This is a genomic window from Delftia sp. 11MD (genome assembly GCF_050907895.1).
Lineage (GTDB): Bacteria > Pseudomonadota > Gammaproteobacteria > Burkholderiales > Burkholderiaceae_C > Comamonas > Comamonas tsuruhatensis.
In genome coordinates this window covers 5,777,028-5,803,296 of record NZ_CP194333.1, presented here as the reverse complement: position 1 = coordinate 5,803,296, position 26,269 = coordinate 5,777,028, and the positions used below count along the sequence as shown (strand labels likewise).

The following is a 26,269-nucleotide window of genomic DNA, read 5'->3' as shown; positions in this document are numbered from 1 at the left end:
ACCGAGAGAACACCAGACCATGAACGCATCGAATCTTCTTGTTGAACTGTTTGTCGAAGAGCTGCCCCCGAAGGCGCTGCAAAAGCTGGGCGACGCCTTTGCCGGCGTGCTGTTCGAGCAGCTCAAGGCCCAGGGCCTGCTGGCCTCCAGCGAAGCGCGCCTGACGGCCTATGCCTCGCCGCGCCGCCTGGCCGCCCACATCACCGAAGTGCTGCCCCAGGCCGAGGACAAGGCCGTGTCGCAAAAGCTCATGCCCGTCTCCGTGGGCCTGGACGCCGACGGCAAGCCCACGCCCGCACTGATCAAGAAGCTGGCCGCCCTGGGCGCCGGCGAAGAAGCCGTTGCCAGCCTGACCCGCCAGGGCGAAGGCAAGGCCGAAGCCCTGTTCCACGCCTCCACCGTGCGCGGCGTGATGCTGGCCGACGGCGTGCAAAAGGCGCTGGACGAAGCCATTGCCCGGCTGCCCATCCCCAAGGTCATGCGCTACCAACTGGCCGACGGCTGGAGCAGCGTCCATTTCGTGCGCCCGGCCCACGGCCTGGTGGTGCTGCACGGCACCGAGGTGCTGATCGGCGTCAAGGCCCTGGGCCTGACGGCCGGCACGGCCACGCATGGCCACCGCTTCGAGGCGGCGGTCGATCCCGTGGTCATCCGCTCCGCCGATGACTACGCCGCGCAGCTGCGCGAGGAAGGCGCCGTCATCGCCAGCTTCGCCGAGCGCCGTGCCGAGATCGCGCGCCAGCTGCAGGCCGCTGCCGAGCGCGTGGGCGGCGGTGTCCGTCCCATCGAGGACGAGGCCCTGCTGGACGAAGTCACGGCCCTGGTCGAGCGCCCCAATGTGCTGGTCTGCGAGTTCGAGAAGGAATTCCTCGACGTGCCGCAGGAATGCCTGATCCTCACCATGAAGGCCAACCAGAAGTACTTCCCGCTGCTGGACGCCGCCGGCAAGCTGACCCACCAGTTCCTGGTGGTCAGCAACATCAGCCCCCAGGATGCCAGCGCCGTCATCGGCGGCAACGAACGCGTGGTGCGCCCGCGTCTGGCCGACGCCAAGTTCTTCTTCGACCAGGACCGCAAGAAGACCCTGGCCTCGCGCGTGGACGGGCTGGGCAAGGTGGTCTACCACAACAAGCTCGGCACCCAGGGCGAGCGCGTGGAGCGCGTGCGCTCCATCGCCAAGAGCATTGCCCGCCAGCTGGGCGACACGGGCCTGGCCCAGCAGGCCGACCTGGCCGCGCAACTGGCCAAGACCGACCTCGTGACCGACATGGTGGGCGAGTTTCCCGAACTGCAGGGCACCATGGGCCGCTACTACGCGCTCAACGACGGCCTGGACGTGGCCGTGGCCGATGCCATCGAGGACCACTACAAGCCCCGCTTTGCGGGCGACGAACTGCCGCGCGGCAACGCCGGCGTGGTCGTGGCCCTGGCCGACAAGCTGGAAACCCTGGTCGGCATGTTCGGCATCGGCAACCTGCCCACGGGCGACCGCGACCCCTTCGCGCTGCGCCGCCACGCCCTGGGCGTGATCCGCATGCTGGTCGAGAAGGACCTGGCGCTGGACCTGGAAACCCTGCTGGTCAGCGTGCTGCCCGCCTTCGGCGACAAGATCGAGGACGCCACGCCCCAGCTGGCCGATTTCATCTACGACCGCCTGGCCGGCAACCTGCGCGAGCAGGGTTTCTCGGCCCAGGAAGTGGACTCGGTGCTGGCCCTGCGCCCGCAGCGCCTGTCCGACGTGCAAAAGCGCCTGGAAGCCGTGCGCGCCTTCGGCGAGCTGCCCGAGGCACCGGCCCTGGCCGCCGCCAACAAGCGCGTGGGCAACATCCTCAAGAAGGCCGACCAGGCCGTGCAGGCCCAGGTCGACGCGGCCGTGCTGGCCGAGGTGGCAGAGAAGGACCTGTACGCAGCCCTGCAATCGGTGGCGCCCAAGGCGCAGCAGCAGTTTGCTGCCGGCGACTACACGGCCAGCCTGCAGACTCTGGCCGCGCTGCGCGCCCCGGTCGATGCCTTCTTCGAGCATGTGATGGTCAACGCCGAAGACCCGGCGCTCAAGGCCAACCGCCTGGGCCTGCTGGCCACGTTGCACGAAGCCATGAACCGCGTGGCGGACCTTTCGCGACTGGCGTGAATGGAGCACCCCCTGAGGCGCTTCGCGCCTTCCCCCCGTGGCACGGCGCCTCTCTACTTGCTTCGCAAGGGAGGGGGACGACACCCTCGGTGCGGGGCGGCGCGGCCGGCCTAGGCCCTTCCTCGGTGTCCCTCGTCTTGGGACGCGCGCAATTGAGTTCTGACATTCTTGGGACCCGACCATGAAAATTGCGATCCTGGACCGTGACGGAACCCTCAACCAGATCGGTGAAGAGGGGTTCATCGGCTCGGCCGAGGCCTGGAAGGCCCAGCGCGGTGCGCTGGAAGCCGTGGCGCGCCTGAACCGGGCGGGCTGGCATGTGGTGGTCGCCACCAACCAGCCAGGCCTGGGCCGGGGCCTGTTCGACGTGACCGAGCTCAATGCCGTGCACGCGCGCATGCATCGCGAAATGGCGGCGGCAGGCGCGCGCGTCGATGCGGTTTTCTACTGCCCCCATGCCCCGGACGAGGAATGCCATTGCCGCAAGCCCGGCACGGCGCTGTTCGAGCAGATTGCCGAGCGCTTCGGCGTCGAGGGGCAGCAGCTGTGGGTCATAGGTTCCTGCGTGGCCCACCTGCAGGCCGGAGCGGCCATGGGCGCACGCCTGCACCTGGTCTGCACGGGCGCCAGCGCCGGAGTGTCTCTGGACGGCGAACTTCCGCCCGGATTGCCTGCCGGCACCCGGCGCCATGCCAGCCTGGCCGCGCTGGCCGATGCGCTGGTTCCGGCAGATGCCGCACCCGCTCCCTGAACGCCTGAACGGCGCTTTGTCCATGCGCCGCCGGCCTGCTGTCCTGCGCACAATGCTATCTTTGTGAATTCCGATTCCTGAGGGCGCAAGGCCCGGGCCAGCCGCCCGGCCGCTGCGCCGCTTTCTGCACCACACTGCCGCCATGTCCCTGATCCGCTCCACCCTCCACATGCTCTGGATGGGCATCACCGTGATCCCCTACACCCTGGCCGTGCTGCTCACGCGCTGGCTGGGCGGCGGGCCGCGCCGCGTCTATGCCGTGGCGCGCGCCTGGCTCAAGCTGTCGGTGGACAGCGCCCGCGTGATCATGGGCGTGCGCCACCGCGTGCAGGGCATGGAGAACCTGCCCACCGACCCCAAGCAGGGCGTGGTGCTGCTGGTCAAGCACCAGTCCACCTACGAAACCTTCCTCATGCCGGCGATCATGCCGCGCCCGCTGGCCTATGTGTTCAAGAAGGAACTGCTCATGGTGCCCTTCTTCGGCTGGTCCATCGGCAGCATGGACATGATCCATATCGACCGAAAGCACGGGTCGCGCGCATTCCACAAGGTCGTGGAGCAGGGCCGGCGCCTGCTGGCCCAGGGCACCTGGGTCATCATGTTCCCCGAAGGCACGCGCATCCCGCGCGGCGAACGCGGCGAGTACAAGACCGGCGCCACGCGCCTGGCCATCATGACCGGCGTGCCCGTGGTGCCCATTGCCGTCACCTCGGCCAAGTGCTGGCCGCGCAAGGCCTTCATCAAGACGCCGGGCGTGGTCGATGTCTCCATCGGCAAGCCCATCCCTTCCGTGGGCCGCAAGCACGAGGAGCTGATGGTGGAAGTCGAAAACTGGATCGAATCCGAGATGCAGCGCCTCGACCCCGAGGCCTACCGCGCCTGAGGCAGGAGTCGGCATGGCGGACACGGCACAGCGTTCCTGGGACTGGTTGGTGCCGCCCGCCGTGGAAAGACAGGACGGCGGGCTGAGGCCGCGCCGTGAGCGATCCGCTCAACCCGAAGCGCCGCAGGCTTTGCCTGCACCTGCACCTGCACCTGCACCCACCCCGCCCGCCGGCTCCGCGCACAGTTCCTTCGTTCATCCGCAAGCCAACCAGCAGGCGGTTCTCCAGGGGCAGGTGCTGCACTATCGGTTGCAGCGGTCGCGCCGGCGCACCATAGGCTTCACCATCGGCACGCAGGGGCTGGTGGTCAGCGCGCCCGCATGGGTGAGCATGACGGCCATCGGGCAGGCACTGGATGCGAAGTCGGGCTGGATACTGCGCAAGCTCCAGGAGGCCGGGCAGCGCCAGCGGGCCCAGCAGTCGGCACGCATCCGGTGGGAGCACGGCGGCGAGATCGACTATCTGGGGCGTCCCCTGGCACTGCTTCTCACCGGTGGCGAAGCCCAGCCGCTGCGCACCCGCCAGGTCCACCGCGAACAGGCGGCCGACGGCAGCCAGTCCCTGCACCTGCCCCTGGCGCCAGACGCATCGGCTGCCGAGGTGCGTGCCTGCGTGCAGGCCTGGATGCTGCGCGAGGCCCGCTCCTGGTTCACGGCCAGCCTGCAGCGCCATGCGCCGCTGCTGGGCGTGCAATGGACCAGCCTGCGCCTGACCAGCGCGCGCACGCGCTGGGGCAGCGCCAACACCGCAGGGGCCATCCGCCTGAACTGGCGGCTCATGCAGCACACGCCCGAGGTCATCGACTACGTGGTCGTGCACGAGCTGTCCCACCTGCGCCACATGGACCACAGCCCGCGCTTCTGGGCCACGGTGGCCAGCGTGATGCCGGGCTGGGAGGCGCAGCGCCAGGTGCTGCGCGACAGGCTGCTGCCGCCCTGGGAATAGGCGATCCGGGCACCGGCGAGGCGGCGCCAGTCGGGCTGGACGGTTATTCTTGCCGGGCACACAACCGCGTCCTATCAAGAAAGCCCATCCATGTCCGCAAACGCTCCCGTTCCCGCAGCCATTCCCCTGGCCGTCCAGCCCGCACAGGGCTATGCAGGCGACATTCCTCCCGAACTTGCCTGGCAATGGCTGCAATCCGGTGAAGCCGCGCTGGTGGACGTGCGCACCGATGCCGAGCGCGAGTGGGTGGGCCGCGTACCCGGCGCCGTGGCCGTGGCCTGGAAGCAGTGGCCGTCCATGGCCATGAACCCCGATTTCGACAGCCAGCTGCGCGCCGCCGTGCCTGAGGGCGGCAAGGTGGTCCTGCTGTGCCGCAGCGGCGTGCGCTCGGTGGCCGCTGCCCAGCGCGCAGCGCAACTGGGCATCGAGGCCTACAACATCCTCGAAGGCTTTGAGGGCGATGTGGACGCCAGCGGCCAGCGCGGCCATGTCGGCGGCTGGCGCCTGCGCGGCCTGCCCTGGCGCCAGTAAGCCGGCGCCAGCCTGTCGTCGCTCAGCGCTGCGGCTGCGCGAACCCCAGCGCCGCCGCCCGGGCGGCCACCATGTCCACCAGGGCCTGGGCCGGTCCCGACAGCGTGGCCTGCGAGCGCATGGCCAGCAACAGCCGGCGCCGTGTGTTGAGCGCCCCCAGCGGGCGCAGCCGCAGTGCCCGCGCGGCCAGGTGCGGCGCGGTGGCCGCGCGCGGCAGGATGGCCAGGCCCAGACCCACCGAGACCATGTGGCACATGGCATCGAAGCTGCGCACCTGGATGCGGATCCGCACCGGCCGGTTGATGGACTCGGCCTCGGCCGCAATGCGCCGCATCAGCGAGGTGGAGCGGGCCAGGCTCACGAAGTCGTGGTCCAGCACGGTGGCCAGGGGCACGGGGGAGTCGTCGTCCGTGTCCAGCGCATGGCCGCGCGGCATGACCAGCACCAGTTCGTCCACATCGCAGACCTGGGTGCTCAGCCCTTCCAGTGGCGTGTTCTCGCCAATGATGGCCAGTTCGGCCACGCCGCTGAGCACGGCCCGCACGGATTCCTCGCTCAGCGCGTCCTCCAGGTCCACCGAGACACCTGGGTGGGAGGCCATGAAGTCGGCCAGCAGCCGCGGCAGAAAGCCTGCGAACGCCGAGTTGTTGGCCCACAGGCGCAACTGGCCCGTGGCGCCGCTGCGAAAGTCGTCCATGGCCAGGGCCAGATGCTCCAGCCGGGCCACCACGTCCACGGCATGGTGGTACATGCTCTGGCCGGCGGGCGTGGGCGTGACGCCGCGCTTGCTGCGCACCAGCAGGGTCACGCCGCAGTGCTGCTCCAGCTCGGCCACGCGCTTGCTGGCGGCTGCCAGTGACAGCCCCAGCGTGCGCGAGCCGGCCGTCAGGCTGCCGGCATCGACCACGGCCACATACAGGCGCAGTGTCAGCAGATCGAAGCGGTGGAGGTTGATCATTCCCATCCTCCACCAGAGACGAAGGATGGATCAACGAGATACGGCTGTTCGACCGCGAGCAGGCCCGCAAGAATGCGCCGGTACAAAGAGAACATGGAGACAAGCATGAATCGACGCATTGTGCTGCAGGCCGCCGGCCTGGCAGCGGCAGCCCTGCTGGGCGCAGGAACCGTCCAGGCCCAGGCCTTTCCAGCCAAGTCCATCACCCTCGTGGTCCCCAATCCGCCCGGAGGCGTGGTGGACACGGCGGCACGCCTGGCGTCCGATCCGATGTCGCGCCTGCTGGGGCAGTCGGTCGTGGTGGACAACCGGGGCGGGGCCAGCGGCAACATTGCCTACCAGATGGTGGCCAGGGCACCCAAGGACGGCTACACGCTGCTGGCTTCGTATTCGGCCTACCACGTGGGCAATCCGGCGCTGTTTCCCAAGCTGCCCTGGGCCCAGTCCGAGCTGGTGCCCGTGGGACTGATCGTGGCCGCCACCAATGTGATCGCCGTCCATCCTTCGGTGCCGGCGAACAGTCTGCAGGAATTCATTGCCTACCTGCGCAAGAACCCGGGCAAGGTCAACTATGCGTCGCAGGGCAATGGCTCGCTGTCGCACGTGGGCACGGCCGTGTTCGCCCAGGTGACCCAGACCCAGATCACGCATGTGCCCTACAAGGGGTCCGGCCCGGCCATCCAGGACGTGCTGGGCGGCCAGGTGCAGATGTTCATCACCACGCCGCCTTCGGTGCTGGGCCATGTGCAGACGGGCAAGCTCAGGGCCCTGGCCGTGACCAGCAAGACGCGCCATCCCATGCTGCCCGATGTGCCCACCACGGCCGAAGCGGGCCTGCCGGGCTTCGAGCTGGAGGCCTGGGTCGGCCTGTTCGCGCCTGCGGGCACACCGCCCGACGCCATCGCCAGGCTGTCGGACGCGCTCAAGACCTCCCTGGAGTCGCCTGACGTGCAAAAGCGCGCGGCCCTGCAGGGCGTGGAGCCGCGATTCCTCGGCCCGCAGGCGCTGGCCGCCCTGGTCCAGCGCGAGACGGACCACTGGGGCAAGGTCATCAAGGCCAACCACATCACGATGGATTGACATGACAGCCAAAACCCATTTCCGTATCGGGCAGATCGTGCCCAGCTCCAACACCACGATGGAGACCGAGATCCCCGCCATCCTGCGGGCCCGCGAGGCCCTGGCGCCCGAGCGTTTCACCTTTCACTCCAGCCGCATGCGCATGAAGCATGTGACCAAGGAGGAGCTGGCTGCCATGGACGGCGACAGCGACCGCTGCGCGCTGGAACTGTCGGATGCGCGTGTCGATGTGCTCGGCTATGCCTGCCTGGTGGCCATCATGAGCATGGGGCGCGGCTACCACCGTGTCTCCGAGACGCGCCTGCACCAGCGCACCGTGGACAACGGCGGCCCCGCGCCTGTGGTCACCAGCGCCGGCGCCCTGGTCGATGGCCTGCACGCCATCGGCGCGAAGAAGGTGGCGCTGCTGGCGCCCTATATGAAGCCGCTGACGCAGCTGGTCATCGACTACATAGAGAACGAAGGCATCGAAGTGGTGGACAGCATCTCGCTGGAGATTGCCGACAACCTGCAGGTGGGCGCCCAGGATGCGCGCGCACCCATCGAGATCACGCGGCGCCTGAACACGGCCAATGCCGACGCGGTCATCGCCTCGGCCTGCGTGCAGATGCCCTCGCTGGCCTCGGTGCAGCCCATCGAGGACCGCGTGGGCCTGCCGGTACTGTCTTCCTCGGTGGCCACGACGTTCATGATGCTCAAGCGCCTGGGCTTGCCGACAGCCGTTCCGGGGTTCGGTGCGCTGTTGAGCGGTAAATACTGAATCTTTCCTTGAGAAAGGCCGCTATTGCGGCCTTTCTCGGAGCGGGGTAGGTCTAGTTCGCGGCATCCAGAACTGGCATGAGCCAGGTCAGAGACACCGAGCAAGGGCCGCCCCGCCGCGAGGGTGTCGTCCCCCTCAGGGGGAAGCGGCGACGCCGCTCAGGGGGGGCTTAGATTGCCGGAATGCGCAGCTTCTGGCCGGGGTAGATCTTGTCGGGGTGGCTCAGCATGGGCTTGTTGGCCTCGAAGATCACCGGGTACTTGTTGGCATCGCCATAGAACTTCTTGGCAATGGCCGACAGCGTGTCGCCGCGCACCACGTCGTGGTACTGGGCTTCGGGCTCGGGGTTGGTCACCGTCATCTGGTTGTCCACGGACTGCACGCTGGAGACGTTGCCGCAGCACAGCGTCACCTTTTCCTTGGCCGCCTGGGTAGGTGCCGTGCCCAGCACCGTGACCTTGCCCTGCGAGCCGTCGAACTGCACCTTCACGTCACTGACGCCCAGGTTCTGCGTGCCGATATAGGTCTCGATGGCCTTGGCCGCCTTGGCATTCAGGTCTTGCGCAGGCTCGGCTGCCTGTGCGGCGCTGCCGCCGAACAGCTTTTCGCCGGCTTCCTTGATGAAACTGAAAAGTCCCATGGGTGACTCCTGTTGGTGGGTGGAAAAACGGAAAGGCCAATGTAACGCCTAACAGTGGCAGCGCGCGCTGCCGGGCAGGAGCGCTCCCGGATTTTTGACATTTGCGCCATTCTTGCGTTCACGTCCTCACTCAGTTGTCGTCCATGGCTGACGCTATCCTCCGGAAAACTCCGATAATCCCGCCCATGACTTTTTTGGCCATAGACATCGGCAACACCCGCTTGAAATGGGCGATGTACGACGCGCATCGGCCTGGCGCTGCCCTGTTGGCGCACGGCGCCGAGTTCCTTGAGCACATCGAGCACCTGGCCGAAGGGCCGTGGAGCGACCTGCCCACGCCCACGCGCATGCTGGGCTGCGTGGTGGCTGGCGACACGGCGCGACGGCGCGTGCACGACCAGATCGACATGATGCTGGGCTGGGATTTCGAGCCGCAGTGGGCCGTGCCCAGCGCAGCCGAGGCCGGCGTCACCAATGGCTACGATTTTCCGTCGCGCCTGGGTGCGGACCGCTGGGTGGCCATGATCGGTGCGCGCCAGCACATCCTGCAGCGCGGCCCCGAGCGGCCCCTGATCGTGGTCATGGTCGGCACGGCCGTCACCGTGGACGCGCTGGACCAGCATGGCCACTTCATGGGCGGGCTGATTCTTCCGGGCCACGGCATCATGCTGCGCGCCCTGGAAAGCGGCACGGCCGGCCTGCATGTGCCCACGGGCGCGGTCACGCCATTTCCCACCAACACCAGCGACGCCCTGACCAGCGGCGGCACCTACGCCATCGCCGGTGCCGTGGAGCGCATGTACCAGCATCTCTACATGCACTGCAGCATGGAGCCTGCCTGCGTCATGGCCGGCGGTGCCGGCTGGAAGATGGTGCCCAGCATGACGCGGCCTTTCGAACTGGTGGACAACCTCATCTTCGAGGGGCTGCTGGTCATGGCCCAGCGCCGTTGGGGTGATGCCAGCGGCCTGCCCGCGGAGGCGGTGAAGGCGGCTTGAAGCCGCCTTGAACCACCTGACAACGCCTGAGGCCACTTTTCATCGTGCAGCGCAGCATCGCGCCGCACGATTGCGCGCGTAACAGTTGATGACGGGAAGGCGGCGCCCCTGGGTGTCGCATGCTATGCCTTTGGCGGGGGATGCGGCGACAGTGGATAATCCGCGGCAATGTCTTCCACCAATCACCTCATGGAACCGATTGCCGCTGTCGAAGCCCCGATCAAGGGGCGGCTGGGCGAACGCCTCCTTTCCGCCGGCAAGCTGAACGAGCGCGATCTGCAAAACGCCCTGCAGGCGCAGCAGGAGTTGGGCGGCTACCTGGGCCAGGTGCTGGTACAGCTGGGTGTGGTGGCGGAAACCGACGTGGCCCAGGCGCTGGCCGAGCAGCTGCAGATGCGCTGGCTGCGTGCGGAAGAGTTTCCCGACCTGCTGCCCGACGTGCCGGGCCTGCTGGCCAGTTTTCTGGATGCGCAGTGCGTCTGCCCGATTTCGCTGCAGGACGGCGTGCTCGAAGTGGCCATGTCCGTGCCGCAGGACCCCTTCATCACCAAGGCGCTGCGCCTGGCCACGGGGCTGCAGATCAAGCCCGTGCTGGCGCTGGAGGCCGACATCCGCAAGGCACTGTCCGAAGCAGGCCAGGAACCCGAAGGGGAAGAAGGCCAGGACTGGGAATCGGACGCCACGGGTGGCGACTTCGTCGAACATCTGAAGGACCTGGCCAGCGAGGCGCCCGTCATCCGCCTGGTCACAGGCATCATTTCCCGCGCCATCGAGCTGCACGCCTCCGACATCCACCTCGAGCCCTTTGAAGCCGGCCTGCAGGTGCGCTACCGCATGGACGGCGTGATCCACGCGGCCGAACTCGTGCCGCCGCGCCTGAGCGCCGCCGTCGGCTCGCGCGTCAAGCTGCTGGCCCATCTGGATATTGCCGAGCGCCGCCTGCCGCAGGACGGCCGCATCAAGACCCGCGCCAAGGGCCGCGAACTGGACCTGCGCGTCTCCACCGCGCCCACGGTGCATGGCGAGAGCATCGTCATGCGGGTGCTGGACCGCGCCAGCGTGAGGCTGCGCCTGGAAAGCATGGGCTTCGAGGCGGACACGCTCGAGAAATTCAACACGCTGCTGGCCAAGCCGCACGGCATTGTGCTGGTCACGGGCCCCACGGGCTCTGGCAAGACCACCACGCTGTATGCAGCCCTGTCCAAGATCGACGCGGTTTCCAACAAGATCATCACCGTCGAGGACCCGGTCGAATACCAGCTCGACGGCATCAACCAGATCCAGGTCCATCCCCAGATCGACCTGACCTTCGCCAACGCCCTGCGCTCCATCCTGCGCCAGGACCCGGACATCATCATGATCGGCGAAATGCGTGACGGAGAAACCGCGCAGATCGCCGTGCAGTCCGCCCTGACAGGTCACCTGGTGCTGTCCACGCTGCACACCAACACCGCCGCAGGCGCCGTCACCCGCATGCGCGACATGGGGGTGGAGAGCTACCTGATCACCTCCTCGGTCAACGGCGTGCTGGCCCAGCGGCTGGTGCGCACGCTGTGCTCGCGCTGCAAGCAGCCCGACACACTGCCGACGGCCGCCATCGAGGGCAGCGGCCTCAAGCGCTTTCTGCGCGAGGGCTCGCCCATCTACCGCGCCGTCGGCTGCGAGCACTGCCGCGGCACGGGCTACAAGGGGCGTACCGGCATCCACGAACTCATGGTCATCGACGAGCCGCTGCGCCGCGCCATCATCGAAGGCCAGGATGCCAACGCCCTGCATGCCATGGCGGCCAAGAGCGGCATGCTGAGCCTCTATGACGACGGCCTGCGCAAGGTGGCTTCGGGCGTCACCACGCTGGACGAAGTGCTGCGCGTGACCCAGGACCAGAGCGATGCCTGATTACAGCTGGGAGGCCGTGGACAGCCGCGGTCAGATGGTCAAGGGCACTTTTTCCGCTGCGGCCGTGGCCGAGGTGGTGGTGCACCTGCGCAAGAGCCGCCTGTCGCCCATCAAGGTCGAGGAAGCCGCAAGCCTGGGCAATGTGCCGCTGGCGGCGCGTGCGCTCAAGAAAGGCCGCATCAAGGCCGACGACATCCAGGGCATGACCACCGAACTGGCCATCATGATGCGTGCCGGCCTGTCGCTGGACAATGCGCTCAAGGTCCTGGTGGAGATGAGCCACAAGGTGCAGATGCAGGCCATGCTCCAGTCCGTGCTCGACAGCGTCAAGGCCGGCATGCCGCTGAGCCAGGCGCTGGGTAAGCACCATGACCTGTTCGGCGACTTCTATATCAACATGGTGCGCTCGGGCGAGGCCAGCGGCCAGATGTCGGGCGTGCTCAACCGGCTGGTGGAACACATGGCGCGCCAGCGTGCCCTGCGCGACAGCGTGGTCTCGGCCACCATCTATCCGGCCATCCTGCTGGGCGTGGCCGTGCTGTCCCTGGTGGCCATGCTGGGCTTCGTGGTCCCGCAGTTCGAACAGCTCTTCAACGACATGGGCGACGCGCTGCCCCTTCCCACGCAGTTCGTGATGGGGTTGGGCCATGCGTTTCGCAGCTACGGCTGGGCGGTGTTCATCGTGCTGGGCGCGCTGGGCTGGGCCTTTTCCCGCTGGGCCAAGAGCCCCAAGGGCCGCCAGACCTGGCAATCGTGGCTGCTGGGCCTGCCGGGCCTGGGTGGCGTGGTGCGCAAGTACCAGCTCACCTTGTTCAGCCGATCGCTGGGCACGCTGCTGGGTAACGGCGTCACGCTGCTGACCGCACTGCGCATTGCCAGCGACACGGTCTCCAACGTCGCCATCCGCGAGCGCCTGGAAAAAATGGGTCCCATGGTCAAGGAAGGCCATCGCATGGCCCATGCTGCCCAGAAAACCGGAGAATTCGAGCCCCTGGCCCTGAATCTGGTGCGGGTGGGCGAGGAAACCGGCCGCCTGGGCGACATGATGCTGGAGCTGTCCAACATATTGAACCGCGAGGTCGAAAACGCGATCAAACGCCTCCTGACCATGCTGGAGCCGGCGCTGATCCTGGTCCTCGGTATCCTTATCGCCTCCATCATCGTGTCGATCCTGCTCGGAATCCTGTCCGTCAACGATCTGGCCGTCTGATGAATCTGAATTGTCTGAAAGGTATGTAGAAGATGATGCGCATGCAAAAGCAACTGTCCTCCCGCGCCCGCAAGCGTGGCTTCACGCTGATCGAACTGCTGGTCGTGCTGGCCATCCTGACCCTGCTGGCCGGCCTGGTCGGCCCCAAGGTGCTGAACCAGTTGGGCGGAGCCAAGACCAAGACGGCCGGCGTGCAGATTGCCGACATCGAAAAGGCGCTGGAGCTGTACAAGCTCGACGTGGGCCGCTATCCCACCTCGCAGCAAGGCCTGGACGCGCTGGTCAAGCAGCCGGCAGGTGCAGCAGGCTGGGCTGGCCCCTACCTCAAGGGTGGCGTGCCCAACGACCCCTGGAACAATCCCTACCGCTACACCTATCCGGCTGCCAACGGCGATGTGGAAATCCTCTCGCTGGGCTCGGACGGTGCTCCTGGCGGCGAGGGCGAGGCCTCTGACGTGCGCAACACCAAGTAACGCGTTGCGCAACACCCTTTCAGCAGCAGCCGTTGCCGTACCGTTTCGCCAAGGATGAGTCTTGAATCGCGTCCAGGGTTTCACGCTGATCGAACTGCTGGTGGTGTTCGCCATTCTCGGCGCGATCATCGGCATCATCCCGCCTGCCATGGGCAAGCTGCGCGATGCCGTGGACTACCGACAGACCGTACAGGATGTCACGGCCCTGCTGCGCAAGGCACGCCAGCAGGCCACGCTGCAGGGCATGCCCGTGACCTTTGCGGTCAATACGAATAGCCGCCAGTACGGTATCGCCGGGCAGGCCTCGGTGAGGCTGCCGGACAGCCTGACCGTGCAACTGACCACGGCGGCGGGCATGGCCCTGGCCGACGGCAGCCAGACCATCGTCTTCCTGCCGGAAGGCGGTGCCACGGGGGGCAGCATCTCTCTGGCCCGCGCGCAAAGCGGCGGTGGCGTGCGCCTGCGCGTTGACTGGCTGTCCGGCCAGGTCACCAAAGAGGCCCTGTAGTGAGTCGGCACGCCGGTTTCCGCCCCAGGATGCGGGGCATGACCCTGCTGGAGTTGCTGGTGGCGCTGTCCATCATGGCCCTCTCACTGGCCCTCATCTATCGCGCGGTCGGCGGCTCTGCGCGGGGCGTGGCCAAGCTGGAGCAGAACCAGGGCGTGGCCCTGCTGGCAGATTCGCTGATGGATGCATTTCCCATGGTAGATCCTGGAGGCACGCAGGCTTCGGGCCAGGATGGCGCCTATGCATGGCAGGTGGCCTCGGCACCTTTTCCCGTGGCCGATCTGCCCGAGACCGCAGTTCCGCTCCATGCCTTGCGCATCACCATCTCCGCCGAAGGGCGCAGCTGGGTCTTCGAGACTCTGCGCCCCCAGCGCCCATTGCAGCAGGGCGAGGTGGCACGATGAGCCGGCATGGCCGTTTGCCGGCAGGCCAGCGGGGCTTCACCCTGGTCGAGTTGCTGGTGGTCATGGCCTTGCTGTCCCTGCTCATGCTTGGACTGGCATCGGCCATGTCCACGGTTTCGCAGACGCAGGAGCGTGTCGATGCGCGGCTGGACCGCATGGACCATCAGCGCGTGTCCGTCGCTTTTCTGCGTTCCGTCCTGGGCCAGGCCTCTGCCATACGGCGGCAGGCGGGTCTGCGCAAGCAGGGCGAGAGCGAACTGTTCTTCGAAGGCGGCCCACAAGGTATGCGCTGGCTGGGTATCATGCCCGCGCGCTTCGGCATGGGTGGCCGAACCCACTTCCAGCTCTCGGTCGAGGGGGATGCTCTGGTGTTGCGCTTCGCGCCCTGGCAGGGGCCCGATGTCATGCCCGACTGGGGGCAGAGCCAGTCCTATGTGATTGATCGCGGTGTCACGGCTTTTGCCTTGCGTTACCAGAATGCCAAGCTGGGCGTGGCACATTGGCAGCCGCAATGGGGACCCGAGAAAGACAATGAAAAGGAGCTGCCATCCGCTGTGCAGATCGAGTTGCAGGCGGCGTCGGGTGTGTGGCCCATGATGGTCATCGCCATGCGCACACCGGTTGGATCGAACCCTCGAAGCGTTCTGATGCCTTCGTTCGGTGGAGGTCAGCAATGATGTCGCGCGTCAGACGGCGGGCGGCCGTGGCAAGGGGCGATCAGGGCATGGCGCTGGTGCTGGTGCTCTGGATTGTCGCTGCACTGGCCATTTTTGCCAGCAGCCTGGGCGGGGTCGTCCGCCAGGAGGCTGCGGTTGGAGGGGTGACCCGCAACATGGCCGAAGGCCGCGCCGTGGGTGAGGCGGCGATTTACCTGACCTTGCAGCGCATGGCGGCCAGCCCGACAAACCTGAAGGCCTTTGAATCGGTGACGGTTCCGGTCGCGGGACGGATAATCCCGGTCGAAGTCATACCCTGGAGTGGCCTGGTCAACATCAACAATGCGCCGCCTGCCCTGCTGGCACTGGTGCTGTCCCGGTTTTCGGGACTCGGAAGCGGGCAGGCGGAAGCGATGGCCCAGGCCATTGTCCAGACCCGCGAGGAGATGAGGCGGCGCTCTATAAGAGTGCCTTTCGAAACCACTGAAGACCTGCTGCAGGTGCCCGGTATGACCTATGCCATCTACGCACCTCTGCGCCATTTCGTCGTCGCGGATTCAGATGGGCGCCCGGGCGTCAACCTCGAAGCATCGCCCCTGGCACTGAGGGCGGTGCTGGAGACGGCGGACGTGGGTGGGATTCGCCAGGCGCAGTCCAGTTCGCGGTACACCGTGATAGCGCGCGTTCCTTTTGATGCAGCGGGGGCGGTGCTGGTCATGCGCCAGGTGGACGTGCGCCAGCAGCGGCCTATGGGGCAATTGCCGTGGACGGATTTCTCTTCCATGCAGGTATGGCAAGGACGTATGTAGTGGGTGCCCCGTGGCGATGTACAGGGCAGCGCGCTGCAATTGCTAGAAGGATTCGTCGTGATGAGACAGTTTTTTTGTAGGAAATGGCAGGCTTCATGGGATTGATGACCTCCGACGCCAAGCTTTTTGGATTGGACCTGTCGGCGCTGGGGCGCCAATGGCAGGAAGCATGGCCGCAGATGATGGATTGGCCGGTGCTCCGCCGCCTCATGCCCGCCTCTGGGATCGAGGTGCTGGGCCACAAGGCAGGTGCATGGGTGCGTGCAGGCCGCTGGCTGAGCTGGCAGGAGCCGGGGCAGGGCAGCTCCGTCCCCGCTGGCGTGGCGGTGCTCGTGGATGAAGGCAATGTCCTGTCACGCAGCCTTCGCCTGCCTGCCATGCCGCCCGCCTCACTGCAGGCGGCGGTTGCGCTGGACGTGCAGACCATGTCCCCGTTTTCCGCGCTGGACACCGTCTGCGGTTACGTCCGGCGCAAGGCCCCCGACGCGGCGCATGGCGCTATTCCGTCGCAGGGTCCGGTCGATGTGGTGATCGTCTCGCGTGCTCACATCGACGGGCTTCTGAAGGCGTTCGCCGACCATCCGGCCTTGGCCAAGGGCGCCGAGCCCGAGGTCTGGGCGATGAGCGCATCGGGTATCCCGGTCATGCTTGACGGCTTCGGCGAGCAGCAGCGCCTGAAAAAAGAAGCATGGCGCTGGCGCTGGCTGATGCTGGGCCTGGGCGCCGTGCTGGCCCTGGCTCTGGCGATCGCTGCCACGCCCTCTTTGCAACTGCGGTTTCGCGCGCTGGATGCCCAGCGGCAGTTCACCCAGCTTTCACGTTCTGTCTCGGAGGTCGTGGCTGCCCGGCAGGGTCTGGCGGAAGGGGGGCAGGATGTGGCCACCTTGCTGGACCGCCAGCGCCAGCAACTCGACCACCTGCGTGTCCTGTCCGCGTTGACGGCCACCTTGCCCGACGACACCGCTGTGCAGCGCATTCAATTCAAGGGAAACAAGCTCACGGTGCTGGGGTTGAGCGGCAATGTGTCGCACGCTGTGGACCTGCTCTCCAAGGTGCCGGGGTTCGTCGATGTGCAACTGCCCAGTGCCGTCACGCGGGCCGCAGGGACCAGCAAGGACAGTTTTGTCCTGGAGGCCGTGATCGACCCCAAGGTGTTTGGCTCCCATGCTCTGCCTGACGAGCCGGCCACGCCGGCGGAAGGCACCTCTGCGGAGCCTGGTATTGCCTCTGTGCCCCCGGCTGCCAAGGAGGGCCAATGAAAATCGCGATACCTGCCCCCCTGGCACGCCAGTTGCTGCTGCTGGGCGCGCTCGTTTTGCTGGTGCTCGTTCCTGTGAGCCTGGCTGGACTCTGGATCTATGGCCGGCATCAGGCCGCGCAGGAAGCCCTTGATACGCTGGCGCCCCGGTATGCGCGGCTGCTGGGAATGCGCGACCAGGAAGATGAAATCCGCCAGGCCCTGGTCCAGGTGGCGGAAATCAAGGCCAAGCATGTCTATCCCGGAGAGCTGGATGCGACCCAGACCGGCAATGGCATGCAGCAGAGGTTGCGCACCATGCTCGATGCGGCGGGCCTGTCGGTGGTCAGCAGCCAGGTCAAGCCGGTGACCGACGATGGCGCCTATGAACGCATCAGCGTGGCCATGACGGCCGAGGGCGCATGGTCCGCCATCCAGTTGGCGCTGGTGGCTCTCAAGGACCTCTCTCCCACCGTATGGCTCGACGATCTGGAAATCAGCCTGCAGGGCAGCCTGCTGAGCAATGATCCCAAGGCCGTACCCAAGCTCAGCGCGCAATTCACGTTCAGCATTCTCCGGAGCAAAATCTCGTGAGGCGGCCCAATCTACCGGTCTGGGGCATTGCAGGCACCCAGCTCATACTGTGCGCAGGGCTGGCTGCCCTGTGGCTGACGCCCGAGCTTCAACTTCGGAACACGACCTGGCAACCGCCAGGAGTGCAGCGAGGCGATATCCAGGCCATGGTTCCCCAGTCTCCGTCCGGGTCTGCCCCCCGCCAGGATGACCGGCAACTCCTGCAGATGCAGGAGCGTCCGCTGTTCGCCATGACACGCCGCCCGCCGCCGCCGCCGCCACCACCGCCGCCACCTGCCAAGGAGCCCGAGCCCGACCGCCTGGCCAATGCCCAGGTGCTGGGCTCGTTCGCGGGCAAGGTGACGGGCATCATCCTGCGCGTCGACGGCAAGGAGCAGCGTCTGATGGTGAACCAGAGCCTCAATGGCTGGAAGCTCATCCGGGTGGATGGACGTGAGGTTGAGCTGGAGCGTGAAGGCAGCCGGCGCACGCTCACCATCGCCAGATCCAGTATGGACAAGGGAGCCGCTCCACGGCCGGGATCCCCTGCCCAGGCGAACTCCGCGCCGGAAGAGCCGCAGTTCCCGCTGCCCGCCGGGCTGACCCGAAGCGGCCAGGGAGCGCCTGTGCCGTCGTTCGGCAGCAGTGGCCCTGCCGTTGCCAAGCCGCAGAAATGAAAGAGATCGGTCAGAAAATCATGAAATTCCACTACCGTCCCGTCCAAACCGTATTGGCCGTCGCTGTATGCCAGTTGTTGCTGGCGTGCGCGCAACCGGCCCAGAAGAGCTTCGTCAGCCACTTCGGCACCGGCCACACCCAGGAATATTTCTTCACTGAGCCGGAGGAGGAAAAGAAATCCGACTCCAAAGCGGACGAAGGCCGCCAGCCCCGCATCATGGAAGGGACGGGCAGGCTGATCGGCGAGCCCAAGGCGCTGCCTCCTGTCTCCGGCGCGCCGGTCAAGCTCAGTTTCGAAGATGCTCCGCTCGCGCAAGTGGTCCGTACCGTGCTGGGCGACATCCTGTCGCTGGACTATGTGCTGCATCCGCCCATTGCAGGCACCGTCACGCTGAGCACGCAAAAGGAAGTTCCCGCCGACCAGGCGCTGAACCTTCTCGAGACGGCCTTGCAGGCCAATGGCATGGCCATGGTCCGCGACGCGCGAGGGACCTACCATGTGGGTCGTGTCGATGCGCTCAAGAGCATCGGCGCAACGGTGCGCCAGGCAGTGGTCGACAAACCGCTTGCGCCTGGGTATGGGACCATCATCGTTCCGCTTCAGTACATTGGCGCCAACGAGATGGCGTCCATCCTGCGCCCCATGGTGCCGGGTGATGCCATCGTGCGCGTGGACAATGTCCGCAACCTGCTGGTCATGGTGGGGTCGCGCGCCCAGGCCGAAGGCTGGCTGGAGATGGTGCGCACCTTTGACGTGAACCTGCTGGAGGGCATGTCGGTGGGCGTGTTCCCGCTCAAGTATGTGACCATCCAGGAGGTCAATGCCGCCCTGCAACTGATGAGCGGAGGTGGCGCTGCTGCCCAGGCGGCAGCACCGGCTGCAGGCGCGGTGGGTACGGCTGGCGCCGCTCGGCAGGGGGGGGCTGCGGCCGCGGCCGGGCCCAATGCCGCAGCCGCCCTGGGCGAAGGCAACCCCCTGTTTGGCGCATTGCGCATCATGCCCATCGAGCGGCTCAACAGCATTCTGGTGATCACGCCCCGTGCGGCTTACCTCGAGGAAGCACGCCGCTGGATCGCCAAGCTCGACCAGCCCGGCTCGGGTGGCGCGCAGCCGCAACTGAACATCTATCACGTGCAAAACGGCAATGCCAAGCATCTCGCAGGCGTGCTGTCGGGCATCTTTGGCGGATCAGGCGGTGGCTCCTCAGCCAACAGCGGTGTGGCGCCTGGGCTTGGGACTTCCATGGGAAACAGCGGTTTTGGAAACAGTGGCTTCGGAAACAGTGGCTTCGGAAACAGTGGCTTCGGCAACAGCGGCTTCGGAAACAGCGGTTTCGGAAACAGCGGTTTCGGCAATAGCGGCTTTGGTAGCAGTGGCCTTGGCAACAGCGGTTTCGGCAACAGTGGCTTTGGCAATAGCGGTTTCGGCAACAACCAGCAGCGCTTGGGGCAAACCGGTGTAGGTGGCCAGGGCGGCGGCACGGCCAGCATCGGCAACATCCGTGTCATGGCTGACGAGCTCAACAACTCCGTGTTGGTCTGGGGTACGCCTGCGGAATTCGAGCGCATCGAGGTGACGCTCAAGAAGCTCGACCTGCCGCCGACCCAGGTGCTGATCGAGGCCAGCATTGTCGAGGTCACGCTGAATGATGGCCTTCAGTTCGGCTTGCAGTGGGCCTTCAGCGGAGATGTGGGCAACAAGGGCTATGGAGGAAATGGCACGCTGCTCAACACGGATAAGGCCACAAGTTCCACTCTGGGTGAGGCAATTGGCATGGGCTTCAACTACACGTTGAGGAACTCTGCCACCAACATCCGCGCTACCCTCAATGCCTTGTCGACCAAGACCAATGTCAAGGTGGTGGCCAGCCCCACGCTCATGGTGCTGGACAACCATACGGCGGCCATCGCCGTTGGTACGCAGCAGCCCTACCGGTCTGGGGAAACCACGACCAGCGCGACCGTCGGCAGCACCACCACCAACTCCTACCAGTACAAGGACACCGGCGTAAACCTGCAGGTCACTCCATCGGTCAATGCCGGCAACCTCGTCACCATGACGGTCAATCAGCAGGTCACCGACGTGGGCAGTGAGGACACCATCACGAAGCAGACCTCCTTCCTGCAGCGGCAGCTCTCCAGCCGAGTGTCTGTTCGCTCCGGCGAATCCATTGTCATGGGTGGCCTGATACAGGAGACGAATACCAACAGCCGCAATGGCGTTCCTTTCCTGCACGACCTGCCTGTCGTGGGCAATCTGTTCGGCTCTACCTCCAATTCTGGGCGGCGCACCGAGTTGCTGGTCATCATCACCCCGCGCGTGGTGCGCTCCGATGTCGATATCCGCAGCGTCAGCGATGATCTGCGCGATCAGATGCGTGCCCTGGTCCCGCTGCTCAAAACGCCGGAGCCCGCCGGATCCAAGGCGGCAGTGGAGATCGGTCCCTTGTCGTCGGGAAGTGTGCGCTGAGGCCGGAACCAATGAAGGCTCCATGCCTCGAAACTTTCTTTTTGGAGAAAACAACCTCATGAATCTCTTGACGAACCAACGTCCGATGCAGAGCCAGGTGCGCTGGCTGCGGTGGGGTGCCGTTCTGGCTGGCATCACCGTTCTTGCCGGCTGCGCAGGCCTTGGCAAGCCCAAGGACCCTGAAACCATCGTGGCCGAGCGCTCGCTGGCGTACTGGCAGGCACGGCTGGATGGGAATGTGGCAAAGGCCTATGGGTTCACGACGCCTGCCTACCGCTCCCTCAAGTCGGAGGAGCAATTCCGCCGTGCCTACGGCATGGCTCCCTCTGTGGAAAATCTTGAGCCGGGCCAGGCTCGCTGCGAGGCCGATCGTTGCGAGTTCAACATGAAGTTCACTGCCCAACTGCCCATGCTCAAAGGCACTGGCGTGCCCATGGGGATGAAGGAAGTTTGGGTTCGTGAAGACGGCCAGTGGTGGATCTTTCTGGAGTAAGTGAATACTTCGGAAAGAATGCCGACGGAAGGGGTAGGCACAGTCTGGAATGTTTGTAATAATCCTACGTCCCTGATCGGGTGCTCTTTTGAAAGTGTTGTTTTTTTCCGAAACACGATCTGAGTGCCTGAAATAAGCGGTAAGCGGCACAAATGCCTGTGCTACGATTCCCCGGCGATCAATCGTGGTGGTTGCAACTACCTTATCTTTTTACTGGAGATAGTTCTTATGAAGAAAAATGTTCTGGCTCTGAGCATTGCTGCCATGGTTGGTGGCCTGGGCTTTGCCGGCGCAGCTTCGGCCAACGTCATCGTCGGTACTGGCGATGCCACGACCGTGAAGACGGCTGTCGATGCTCGCCTGCTGTCGCAAGCGACTGCTACCGGCCTGCAAGTGGCTGACGGTGGCGTGGGTCATGCACTGGTGGTGCCTTACTTCAACGCGCAAAACGGTAACTCCACCGTGCTGCACCTGACCAACACCGACACCTTCAACGGTAAGGTTGTGAAGGTCCGTTTCCGTAGCGCTGCCAACTCTGACGACCTGCTGGACTTCCAAGTCTTCCTGTCGCCTGGCGATGTGTGGACTGGCGCTGTTGCCGCTAACGGCACGGATGGTGCTACGCTGGTTTCCGCAGACAACACCTGCACGGTGCCCGCTCTGACCAAGGGCGTTGCTGTGCCTTTCGGCACGAGCCGTCTGGCTGGCTACCTGTCGGATGACGACAAGAAGAACCAAACTCGTGAAGGCTACGTTGAAATCTTCAACATGGCAGACATCACGAACGCAGCTTCTTGGAATGCTGAAGGTCAGATCGTTGCTGGCGGCACTCGCCTGTCTCCCCTGTACCAAGCCACCAAGCATGTGAACGCCGTGGCTCCCTGCTCGGTTGCTGGCTCCCCCGCACGTACCCTGGTGGACAGCGCAGCTGTGAACGATTACACCGAACAAGCTGCTGCTGACACCGGTCTGCAGACCCCCACCGGCGGCCTGATGGCTGACTGGTACATTCTGAACGTGGCTCAAACCACCACGTTCTCTGGTGGTGCTACTGCTATCCAGGCAACTGGTGGCAATGGTCGTGCCAACTTCGTGCACTTCCCCCAGATCAACCAGGCTTCCACTGCTGTTGCCAACAACACGACGGCTGACCCGCTGTTCCGTACCGCTGACGTGTACAACGCAGCTGGCGCTGCTGTGACTTCGGCATCCATCCCTCTGAACCACAGCGACCTGCCCGACATGTCTACGCCTTACTTGGCTGCAGACGCTGCTCTGGGTGCTAACGGCCCCCGTTCGCAAGCTAATCGCCTGACGCAAGCTCTGGCTGTTCGCTCGGTGACCAACCAGTATGCCAACGATGCCATCATCGCTGCCAAGACTGACTGGCTGTTCTCCATGCCTACCCGTCGTTACAACGTGGCTGCTAACTACGCCGCTGTGACCAGCGCCGGTGCTGCTGCTGCTAACGCCAACTACCGCGTGTTCACCAACCTGAACACTGTTGCAGTCAGCCAAGCCAACAACTGGTTCTACCCAGCTGCAACTGGTGCAATCGCTGCTGGCGGTGGTACGTTCCGTGCAAACGGCAACACATCCGTTGATGCCAAGGGCAACATCTGCGTGCTGGCTGACGCACAACGCTTCTGGGATCGTGAAGAAACCACCAGCGGTGTGATTCCTGAGTTCTCGCCCGGCGGCACGACCTCCGTGCAGTTCTGCGGCGAAGTCAGCGTGCTGGCATTCCAAGACACCGGCACTTCCGTGCTGGGTGCCTCGGTTGCTCGTACTACGGCTACCCGCGGTACCTACGAAAACGGTTGGGGCGTCCTGACGACGACCAACGCCGGCATGGGTCTGCCCCTGGTTGGTGCTTCGTTCATCAAGCTGGCAAACCCCGCTGCACGTCCTGGCGTGTCCGGCACGTACGGCGTGACTTGGCCGCACCGCTTCACGCGTTAATTCGTGGGCACTTTTTCGCGGTAACGCGATCTGAAAAGGCAGGGGTTTACCCCTGCCTTTTTTTATTTCAATGACTGTTCCTCATCCATGAAGATTTCGATGATCCGTCTCTTCCCAATGCAAAGTCTGGCTCTGGCCGCCATGGCAATGGTTGTACCTTCGGTGCAGGCTGCCGATGCCGTCACCTTCGTCCGTGGTGGGCAAGCTGTTGTCACTTCGGTCGACGTGGAGGCCGATGTGCAGATGCGGCTTCCCCCTGAAGTTCGTGCCCAGGCGCTTGCCAGCAAGCAGACGGCCGGGCAGATCGCTGAAAATCTGTTTGTGCGCAGGACGTTGGGCGAGCAGGCTGTTGCAGCAGGGCTTGACAAGGACCCTGTTGTAGCGGCTGCCTTGCAGGTGATGCGCGACAAGGTGCTGTCGGACGAGCTACTCAACCGTGCAGCAGGCAAGGCAGAGATCAGCGATGATGTGGCCTTGAAGCAGGCTCGCACCGTTTATCAAGCCAAGCCTGAGCGCTTCAAGGTCGGCGAGCAGTTGCGGGTTCGCCATATCTTGATCGCGGGGGTGACGCCAGAGTCCAAGACCAAGGCAGAAGAGTTGCTCACACAGCTCAAGGCCGGTGCAGACTTCGCAAAGCTGGCCGAAGAGCATTCAAGCGACAAGGGCAGCGCCTCTCGTGGTGGTGATGTGGGCCTTTTTACCAAGGGGCGAATGGTTCCTGAGTTCGAGGCCGCTGCTTTTTCGTTGCAAAAGAAGGGGGATCTGAGCGGTTTGGTGCAGACACAGTTCGGCTACCATCTGATCCAGTTGGAAGAGCGTCATGCGCCAATGACTCGCCCCTTCGATGAGGTCAAGAACGAGCTTTTGCGTGAGGTGAAAGTTGAGGCCTCCAATGAGGCCAGAATGGCTCTAGTCCGAAAGGCTCAGGAAAAGGCTGTGCCGGACGTGAAGGCAATCGAAGCTTTTGCTGTGCGCAATGAGTCCAAGGTGCAAGCACTGCCTCCCGCCGGAGATTCTGCAACCCGGCGTTGATCCAACGCACACTGTTCTTCAAAGGCTGCCAACCAACGCGGGATGCGTGGTGGTGGCCTCCAATTTTCTACGATGAACGCTTTATGGAACGAAGCGCTTGCGCTGTGGCGCGGGCGCAGCTTGGCGTGGGTGCTGATACGCCGCGAGATCGCTTCGCGCCACAAGGGCACAGCCTTGGGCATTGCCTGGCCCTACCTGCAGCCGTTGCTGACCGTGGCGGCTTACTACCTGGTGTTCGACGTGGTGTTCGGCATGCGGCTGGGTGAGCATGCCCCAACGCGTGCTGTTGGTGCTTTTCTCGTCGTAGGCGCTCTGCCATGGATGGCCTTCTGCGACGCCGTGTCGCGGGGTATGAACAGCCTGATAGATGCAGGCGGGCTGCTGCAGAAGAACGCCTTGCCCCCTGTTCTCTTCGTCACGCGCTCGGTACTGGCCAGTGCGTTGATCTATGGCCCGCTGCTGTTGCTGGTGGCATTGGCCTACATCCCCTCGCATGGACTGAGGCCTGCAGTTCTGGCTTTGCTGCCACTGCTGGCATTGCAGGTGCTGCTGTGCTTGGTGCTTGCCTACGTGCTGGCCATACTGGCGGCGGCCCTGCGTGATACGGTGCAGGTGGTGGGCTTTCTGCTGTCCGTCGGCATTTACCTGACGCCTGTGCTGTTTCCATTGAGCATGTTTCCCGAACGCTGGCGCTGGGTGCTATGGCTCAATCCGATGACAGGGCTTGTACAGGGCTACCAGCAGGTGCTGTTGCAGGGGGCCTGGCCACTGATGAGCGTGTGGTGTGTGTCACTTGCTTGGCTTGTGGGAAGCACCATCGTTTTGAATGCGCTGGTGCGGCGCAGCCGTGACCAGCTGGTGGATTGGCTATGAGCATGAAGCATGTTGATGCCCTGCCCGAGGATCTGGTGCTGCGCGTGAGCCAGCTGGGCAAGGAATACAAGCTCTATCCCTCTCCGCGCTCGCGCCTGAAGGCTCTGCTGACGGGGGCTGCCACGCACCGCAGCCATTGGGCGCTGAGGGATGTGTCTTTCGAACTGCGGCGTGGGCAGTGCATTGGAGTGATCGGTGACAACGGCGCGGGCAAAAGCTCGCTGCTCAAGCTGCTGGCGGGCACCTTGCAGCCCAGCTTTGGCCAGATCGAGCGGGTAGGGCGAGTGACTGCCATCCTGGAGTTGGGGGCGGGCTTTCACCCCGACTTCAGCGGGCGTGACAACCTGTATTTCGGCGGCAGCCTGATCGGCATTAGCCATGAGCGTATGCGCGAGCTCGAGCCCGAAATCGCGGCGTTCGCCGAGCTGGGCGAAGCACTGGACCGGCCCGTCAAGACCTATTCATCCGGTATGACGGTGCGGCTGGCGTTTGCGCTGGTGACGGCGGTGCAGCCGGACGTGCTGATCATCGATGAAGCCCTGGCTGTGGGCGACCAGCATTTCCAGAAGAAATGCATCGAACGCATCATGGCGTTCCGCAAAAGCGGCTGCACCATCCTGTTTTGCTCGCACAGCCCCTATCACATTCGCCATCTCTGCGATGCCGCCCTGTGGCTGCGGGGTGGCCAAGTGGCGCAGTTCGGCCCGACCGAACCAGTGCTGGCCGCGTACGATCTGCATACGCGCGAGCGCCAGGAGCGTGAGCAGCAGTCGCTGGAGGCTCCCGTCGCCGCACTGCAGGTGTCTGCGGGCGAGGGTGCCGGACACCAGGAGGTACAGCCTGAGCCTGCAGGTCCCGTCGCGGCCGTTGACAGTGGTTCGGCCTGCATTCTTTCCGTGGATGTGAAGGATCTGGCCGAACCTGCCGGCGACCAGCCCGGTCTCTTGCAAAGCCAGGATCTGGTCGTGACCATCACAGCGCGCGGCCGGGGGAGCGAGCGGCCCCATATCGGCTTCATGATCGAGCAGTCCAAGGGCGTGGGCATCACCTCCCTGGCCACGCATGAGGATGGAGCGGTCCCTCGCCAGTTGCCCGATGGAACCTGGCAGACCGTACTGACGTTCCCGGAGCTGCCGCTCCACAGCGGCGACTACGTGATCAGCGCTTTCCTGTTCGATGAGACAGGGCTGGCCGTCTATGACGAGTGGTTCCAGTTCCTGCACCTGCGCTTCATCTTTCCCAAACCCTTGCCGGGCTTGGTGCGGTTGCCCCACCACTGGAGCTGAGCCCGTACGGCGGGATACACGGCTGCCTGTC

Annotated in this window: 26 protein-coding genes; 24 read left to right on the top strand and 2 right to left on the bottom strand. The window is 65.0% G+C overall.

Features of this window, described 5'->3' with window-relative positions:
• Window positions 1–19: 19 nt before the first annotated feature.
• From glyS to ACRSCF_RS26560, 5 genes are all read left to right on the top strand, one after another.
• Complete coding sequence (gene glyS, locus ACRSCF_RS26580; protein WP_034365101.1) at window positions 20–2,131, top strand: glycine--tRNA ligase subunit beta; 2,112 nt, start codon at window positions 20–22, stop codon at window positions 2,129–2,131.
• A gap of 181 nt (window positions 2,132–2,312) precedes the next feature.
• Window positions 2,313–2,882 carry a D-glycero-alpha-D-manno-heptose-1,7-bisphosphate 7-phosphatase gene (locus ACRSCF_RS26575; RefSeq protein ID WP_016446475.1) on the top strand — a complete coding sequence of 190 codons (570 nt, stop codon included), beginning with the start codon at window positions 2,313–2,315 and terminating at the stop codon, window positions 2,880–2,882.
• Window positions 2,883–3,024: 142 nt separating this feature from the next.
• On the top strand, window positions 3,025–3,765 hold the full coding sequence (locus ACRSCF_RS26570; RefSeq protein ID WP_016446474.1) for a lysophospholipid acyltransferase family protein: 741 nt from the start codon (window positions 3,025–3,027) through the stop codon (window positions 3,763–3,765).
• 13 nt (window positions 3,766–3,778) lie between these two features.
• Complete coding sequence (locus ACRSCF_RS26565) at window positions 3,779–4,711, top strand: M48 family metallopeptidase (RefSeq protein ID WP_070080677.1); 933 nt, start codon at window positions 3,779–3,781, stop codon at window positions 4,709–4,711.
• A 90-nt stretch (window positions 4,712–4,801) separates the two neighbouring features.
• Complete coding sequence (locus ACRSCF_RS26560) at window positions 4,802–5,242, top strand: rhodanese-like domain-containing protein (protein WP_016446472.1); 441 nt, start codon at window positions 4,802–4,804, stop codon at window positions 5,240–5,242.
• Between the two features lie 22 nt (window positions 5,243–5,264).
• Here the strand turns inward: ACRSCF_RS26560 and ACRSCF_RS26555 are convergent, their stop codons facing one another.
• The gene (locus ACRSCF_RS26555; RefSeq protein WP_016451833.1) at window positions 5,265–6,200 is read right to left on the bottom strand and encodes a LysR family transcriptional regulator; all 936 of its coding nucleotides are present in this window, start codon (window positions 6,198–6,200) and stop codon (window positions 5,265–5,267) included.
• Window positions 6,201–6,305: 105 nt separating this feature from the next.
• Here ACRSCF_RS26555 and ACRSCF_RS26550 point away from each other — a divergent pair, with 105 nt between their 5' ends.
• Both ACRSCF_RS26550 and ACRSCF_RS26545 read left to right on the top strand, forming a co-directional pair.
• Window positions 6,306–7,280 (top strand): Bug family tripartite tricarboxylate transporter substrate binding protein, encoded by a 975-nt coding sequence (locus ACRSCF_RS26550; protein WP_016446471.1) that lies wholly within the window; start codon window positions 6,306–6,308, stop codon window positions 7,278–7,280.
• A 1-nt stretch (window position 7,281) separates the two neighbouring features.
• A complete protein-coding gene (locus ACRSCF_RS26545; protein WP_016446470.1) occupies window positions 7,282–8,040 on the top strand; it encodes a maleate cis-trans isomerase family protein in 759 nt (252 codons plus the stop codon).
• A gap of 169 nt (window positions 8,041–8,209) precedes the next feature.
• Here ACRSCF_RS26545 and lysM read toward each other — a convergent pair whose 3' ends face one another.
• Complete coding sequence (gene lysM / locus ACRSCF_RS26540) at window positions 8,210–8,680, bottom strand: peptidoglycan-binding protein LysM (RefSeq protein ID WP_016446469.1); 471 nt, start codon at window positions 8,678–8,680, stop codon at window positions 8,210–8,212.
• 185 nt (window positions 8,681–8,865) lie between these two features.
• On the opposite strand from lysM, the gene ACRSCF_RS26535 reads away from it, so the two are divergent.
• The 17 genes from ACRSCF_RS26535 to ACRSCF_RS26455 all read left to right on the top strand — a co-directional run bounded on the left by ACRSCF_RS26535 (window position 8,866) and on the right by ACRSCF_RS26455 (window position 26,238).
• Window positions 8,866–9,678 (top strand): type III pantothenate kinase, encoded by an 813-nt coding sequence (locus ACRSCF_RS26535; protein ID WP_016446468.1) that lies wholly within the window; start codon window positions 8,866–8,868, stop codon window positions 9,676–9,678.
• A 189-nt stretch (window positions 9,679–9,867) separates the two neighbouring features.
• Complete coding sequence (gene gspE / locus ACRSCF_RS26530) at window positions 9,868–11,574, top strand: type II secretion system ATPase GspE (protein ID WP_016446467.1); 1,707 nt, start codon at window positions 9,868–9,870, stop codon at window positions 11,572–11,574.
• A complete protein-coding gene (locus ACRSCF_RS26525; protein WP_016446466.1) occupies window positions 11,567–12,784 on the top strand; it encodes a type II secretion system F family protein in 1,218 nt (405 codons plus the stop codon). The genes gspE and ACRSCF_RS26525 overlap by 8 nt, the downstream gene beginning before the upstream one ends.
• Window positions 12,785–12,816: 32 nt before the next feature.
• The gene (gene gspG / locus ACRSCF_RS26520; protein WP_034365098.1) at window positions 12,817–13,257 is read left to right on the top strand and encodes a type II secretion system major pseudopilin GspG; all 441 of its coding nucleotides are present in this window, start codon (window positions 12,817–12,819) and stop codon (window positions 13,255–13,257) included.
• Window positions 13,258–13,318: 61 nt separating this feature from the next.
• Window positions 13,319–13,765 (top strand): GspH/FimT family pseudopilin, encoded by a 447-nt coding sequence (locus ACRSCF_RS26515; RefSeq protein WP_034365095.1) that lies wholly within the window; start codon window positions 13,319–13,321, stop codon window positions 13,763–13,765.
• A 29-nt stretch (window positions 13,766–13,794) separates the two neighbouring features.
• Window positions 13,795–14,169, top strand: a complete 375-nt coding sequence (locus ACRSCF_RS26510) for a type II secretion system protein (RefSeq protein WP_264675414.1) — start codon at window positions 13,795–13,797, stop codon at window positions 14,167–14,169.
• On the top strand, window positions 14,166–14,846 hold the full coding sequence (locus ACRSCF_RS26505; protein ID WP_034365088.1) for a prepilin-type N-terminal cleavage/methylation domain-containing protein: 681 nt from the start codon (window positions 14,166–14,168) through the stop codon (window positions 14,844–14,846). Before ACRSCF_RS26510 ends, ACRSCF_RS26505 begins: the two co-directional genes overlap by 4 nt.
• Entirely contained in the window at window positions 14,843–15,634 is a 792-nt protein-coding gene (locus ACRSCF_RS26500) for a general secretion pathway protein GspK (RefSeq protein ID WP_126311302.1), read from the top strand. The genes ACRSCF_RS26505 and ACRSCF_RS26500 overlap by 4 nt, the downstream gene beginning before the upstream one ends.
• Window positions 15,635–15,729: 95 nt before the next feature.
• Entirely contained in the window at window positions 15,730–16,893 is a 1,164-nt protein-coding gene (locus ACRSCF_RS26495; RefSeq protein ID WP_244387522.1) for a PilN domain-containing protein, read from the top strand.
• Window positions 16,890–17,465 (top strand): type II secretion system protein GspM, encoded by a 576-nt coding sequence (gene gspM, locus ACRSCF_RS26490; RefSeq protein ID WP_016451828.1) that lies wholly within the window; start codon window positions 16,890–16,892, stop codon window positions 17,463–17,465. Before ACRSCF_RS26495 ends, gspM begins: the two co-directional genes overlap by 4 nt.
• Before the next feature lie 146 nt (window positions 17,466–17,611).
• Window positions 17,612–18,121 carry a hypothetical protein gene (locus tag ACRSCF_RS26485; protein WP_016451827.1) on the top strand — a complete coding sequence of 170 codons (510 nt, stop codon included), beginning with the start codon at window positions 17,612–17,614 and terminating at the stop codon, window positions 18,119–18,121.
• Window positions 18,118–20,592, top strand: a complete 2,475-nt coding sequence (gene gspD, locus ACRSCF_RS26480) for a type II secretion system secretin GspD (protein ID WP_244387520.1) — start codon at window positions 18,118–18,120, stop codon at window positions 20,590–20,592. The genes ACRSCF_RS26485 and gspD overlap by 4 nt, the downstream gene beginning before the upstream one ends.
• 58 nt (window positions 20,593–20,650) lie before the next feature.
• Complete coding sequence (locus tag ACRSCF_RS26475) at window positions 20,651–21,085, top strand: hypothetical protein (RefSeq protein ID WP_034365082.1); 435 nt, start codon at window positions 20,651–20,653, stop codon at window positions 21,083–21,085.
• Window positions 21,086–21,313: 228 nt separating this feature from the next.
• Entirely contained in the window at window positions 21,314–23,047 is a 1,734-nt protein-coding gene (locus ACRSCF_RS26470) for a hypothetical protein (RefSeq protein WP_034365079.1), read from the top strand.
• A gap of 87 nt (window positions 23,048–23,134) precedes the next feature.
• Window positions 23,135–24,079: a peptidylprolyl isomerase gene (locus ACRSCF_RS26465; RefSeq protein ID WP_047217727.1), complete on the top strand. Its 945-nt coding sequence runs from the start codon at window positions 23,135–23,137 to the stop codon at window positions 24,077–24,079.
• A 72-nt stretch (window positions 24,080–24,151) separates the two neighbouring features.
• Entirely contained in the window at window positions 24,152–24,952 is an 801-nt protein-coding gene (locus ACRSCF_RS26460; protein WP_034365077.1) for an ABC transporter permease, read from the top strand.
• Complete coding sequence (locus ACRSCF_RS26455; RefSeq protein ID WP_244387514.1) at window positions 24,949–26,238, top strand: ABC transporter ATP-binding protein; 1,290 nt, start codon at window positions 24,949–24,951, stop codon at window positions 26,236–26,238. The genes ACRSCF_RS26460 and ACRSCF_RS26455 overlap by 4 nt, the downstream gene beginning before the upstream one ends.
• Window positions 26,239–26,269 lie beyond the last annotated feature (31 nt).

Coding starts and splice junctions, on each gene's coding strand:
- glyS (WP_034365101.1), top strand. CDS start 20: ATGAACGCATCGAATCTTCTTGTTGAACTGTTTGTCGAAGAGCTGCCC.
- ACRSCF_RS26575 (WP_016446475.1), top strand. CDS start 2,313: ATGAAAATTGCGATCCTGGACCGTGACGGAACCCTCAACCAGATCGGT.
- ACRSCF_RS26570 (WP_016446474.1), top strand. CDS start 3,025: ATGTCCCTGATCCGCTCCACCCTCCACATGCTCTGGATGGGCATCACC.
- ACRSCF_RS26565 (WP_070080677.1), top strand. CDS start 3,779: ATGGCGGACACGGCACAGCGTTCCTGGGACTGGTTGGTGCCGCCCGCC.
- ACRSCF_RS26560 (WP_016446472.1), top strand. CDS start 4,802: ATGTCCGCAAACGCTCCCGTTCCCGCAGCCATTCCCCTGGCCGTCCAG.
- ACRSCF_RS26555 (WP_016451833.1), bottom strand. CDS start 6,200: ATGATCAACCTCCACCGCTTCGATCTGCTGACACTGCGCCTGTATGTG.
- ACRSCF_RS26550 (WP_016446471.1), top strand. CDS start 6,306: ATGAATCGACGCATTGTGCTGCAGGCCGCCGGCCTGGCAGCGGCAGCC.
- ACRSCF_RS26545 (WP_016446470.1), top strand. CDS start 7,282: ATGACAGCCAAAACCCATTTCCGTATCGGGCAGATCGTGCCCAGCTCC.
- lysM (WP_016446469.1), bottom strand. CDS start 8,680: ATGGGACTTTTCAGTTTCATCAAGGAAGCCGGCGAAAAGCTGTTCGGC.
- ACRSCF_RS26535 (WP_016446468.1), top strand. CDS start 8,866: ATGACTTTTTTGGCCATAGACATCGGCAACACCCGCTTGAAATGGGCG.
- gspE (WP_016446467.1), top strand. CDS start 9,868: ATGGAACCGATTGCCGCTGTCGAAGCCCCGATCAAGGGGCGGCTGGGC.
- ACRSCF_RS26525 (WP_016446466.1), top strand. CDS start 11,567: ATGCCTGATTACAGCTGGGAGGCCGTGGACAGCCGCGGTCAGATGGTC.
- gspG (WP_034365098.1), top strand. CDS start 12,817: ATGATGCGCATGCAAAAGCAACTGTCCTCCCGCGCCCGCAAGCGTGGC.
- ACRSCF_RS26510 (WP_264675414.1), top strand. CDS start 13,795: ATGCGGGGCATGACCCTGCTGGAGTTGCTGGTGGCGCTGTCCATCATG.
- ACRSCF_RS26505 (WP_034365088.1), top strand. CDS start 14,166: ATGAGCCGGCATGGCCGTTTGCCGGCAGGCCAGCGGGGCTTCACCCTG.
- ACRSCF_RS26500 (WP_126311302.1), top strand. CDS start 14,843: ATGATGTCGCGCGTCAGACGGCGGGCGGCCGTGGCAAGGGGCGATCAG.
- ACRSCF_RS26495 (WP_244387522.1), top strand. CDS start 15,730: ATGGGATTGATGACCTCCGACGCCAAGCTTTTTGGATTGGACCTGTCG.
- gspM (WP_016451828.1), top strand. CDS start 16,890: ATGAAAATCGCGATACCTGCCCCCCTGGCACGCCAGTTGCTGCTGCTG.
- ACRSCF_RS26485 (WP_016451827.1), top strand. CDS start 17,612: ATGGTTCCCCAGTCTCCGTCCGGGTCTGCCCCCCGCCAGGATGACCGG.
- gspD (WP_244387520.1), top strand. CDS start 18,118: ATGAAAGAGATCGGTCAGAAAATCATGAAATTCCACTACCGTCCCGTC.
- ACRSCF_RS26475 (WP_034365082.1), top strand. CDS start 20,651: ATGAATCTCTTGACGAACCAACGTCCGATGCAGAGCCAGGTGCGCTGG.
- ACRSCF_RS26470 (WP_034365079.1), top strand. CDS start 21,314: ATGAAGAAAAATGTTCTGGCTCTGAGCATTGCTGCCATGGTTGGTGGC.
- ACRSCF_RS26465 (WP_047217727.1), top strand. CDS start 23,135: ATGAAGATTTCGATGATCCGTCTCTTCCCAATGCAAAGTCTGGCTCTG.
- ACRSCF_RS26460 (WP_034365077.1), top strand. CDS start 24,152: ATGAACGCTTTATGGAACGAAGCGCTTGCGCTGTGGCGCGGGCGCAGC.
- ACRSCF_RS26455 (WP_244387514.1), top strand. CDS start 24,949: ATGAGCATGAAGCATGTTGATGCCCTGCCCGAGGATCTGGTGCTGCGC.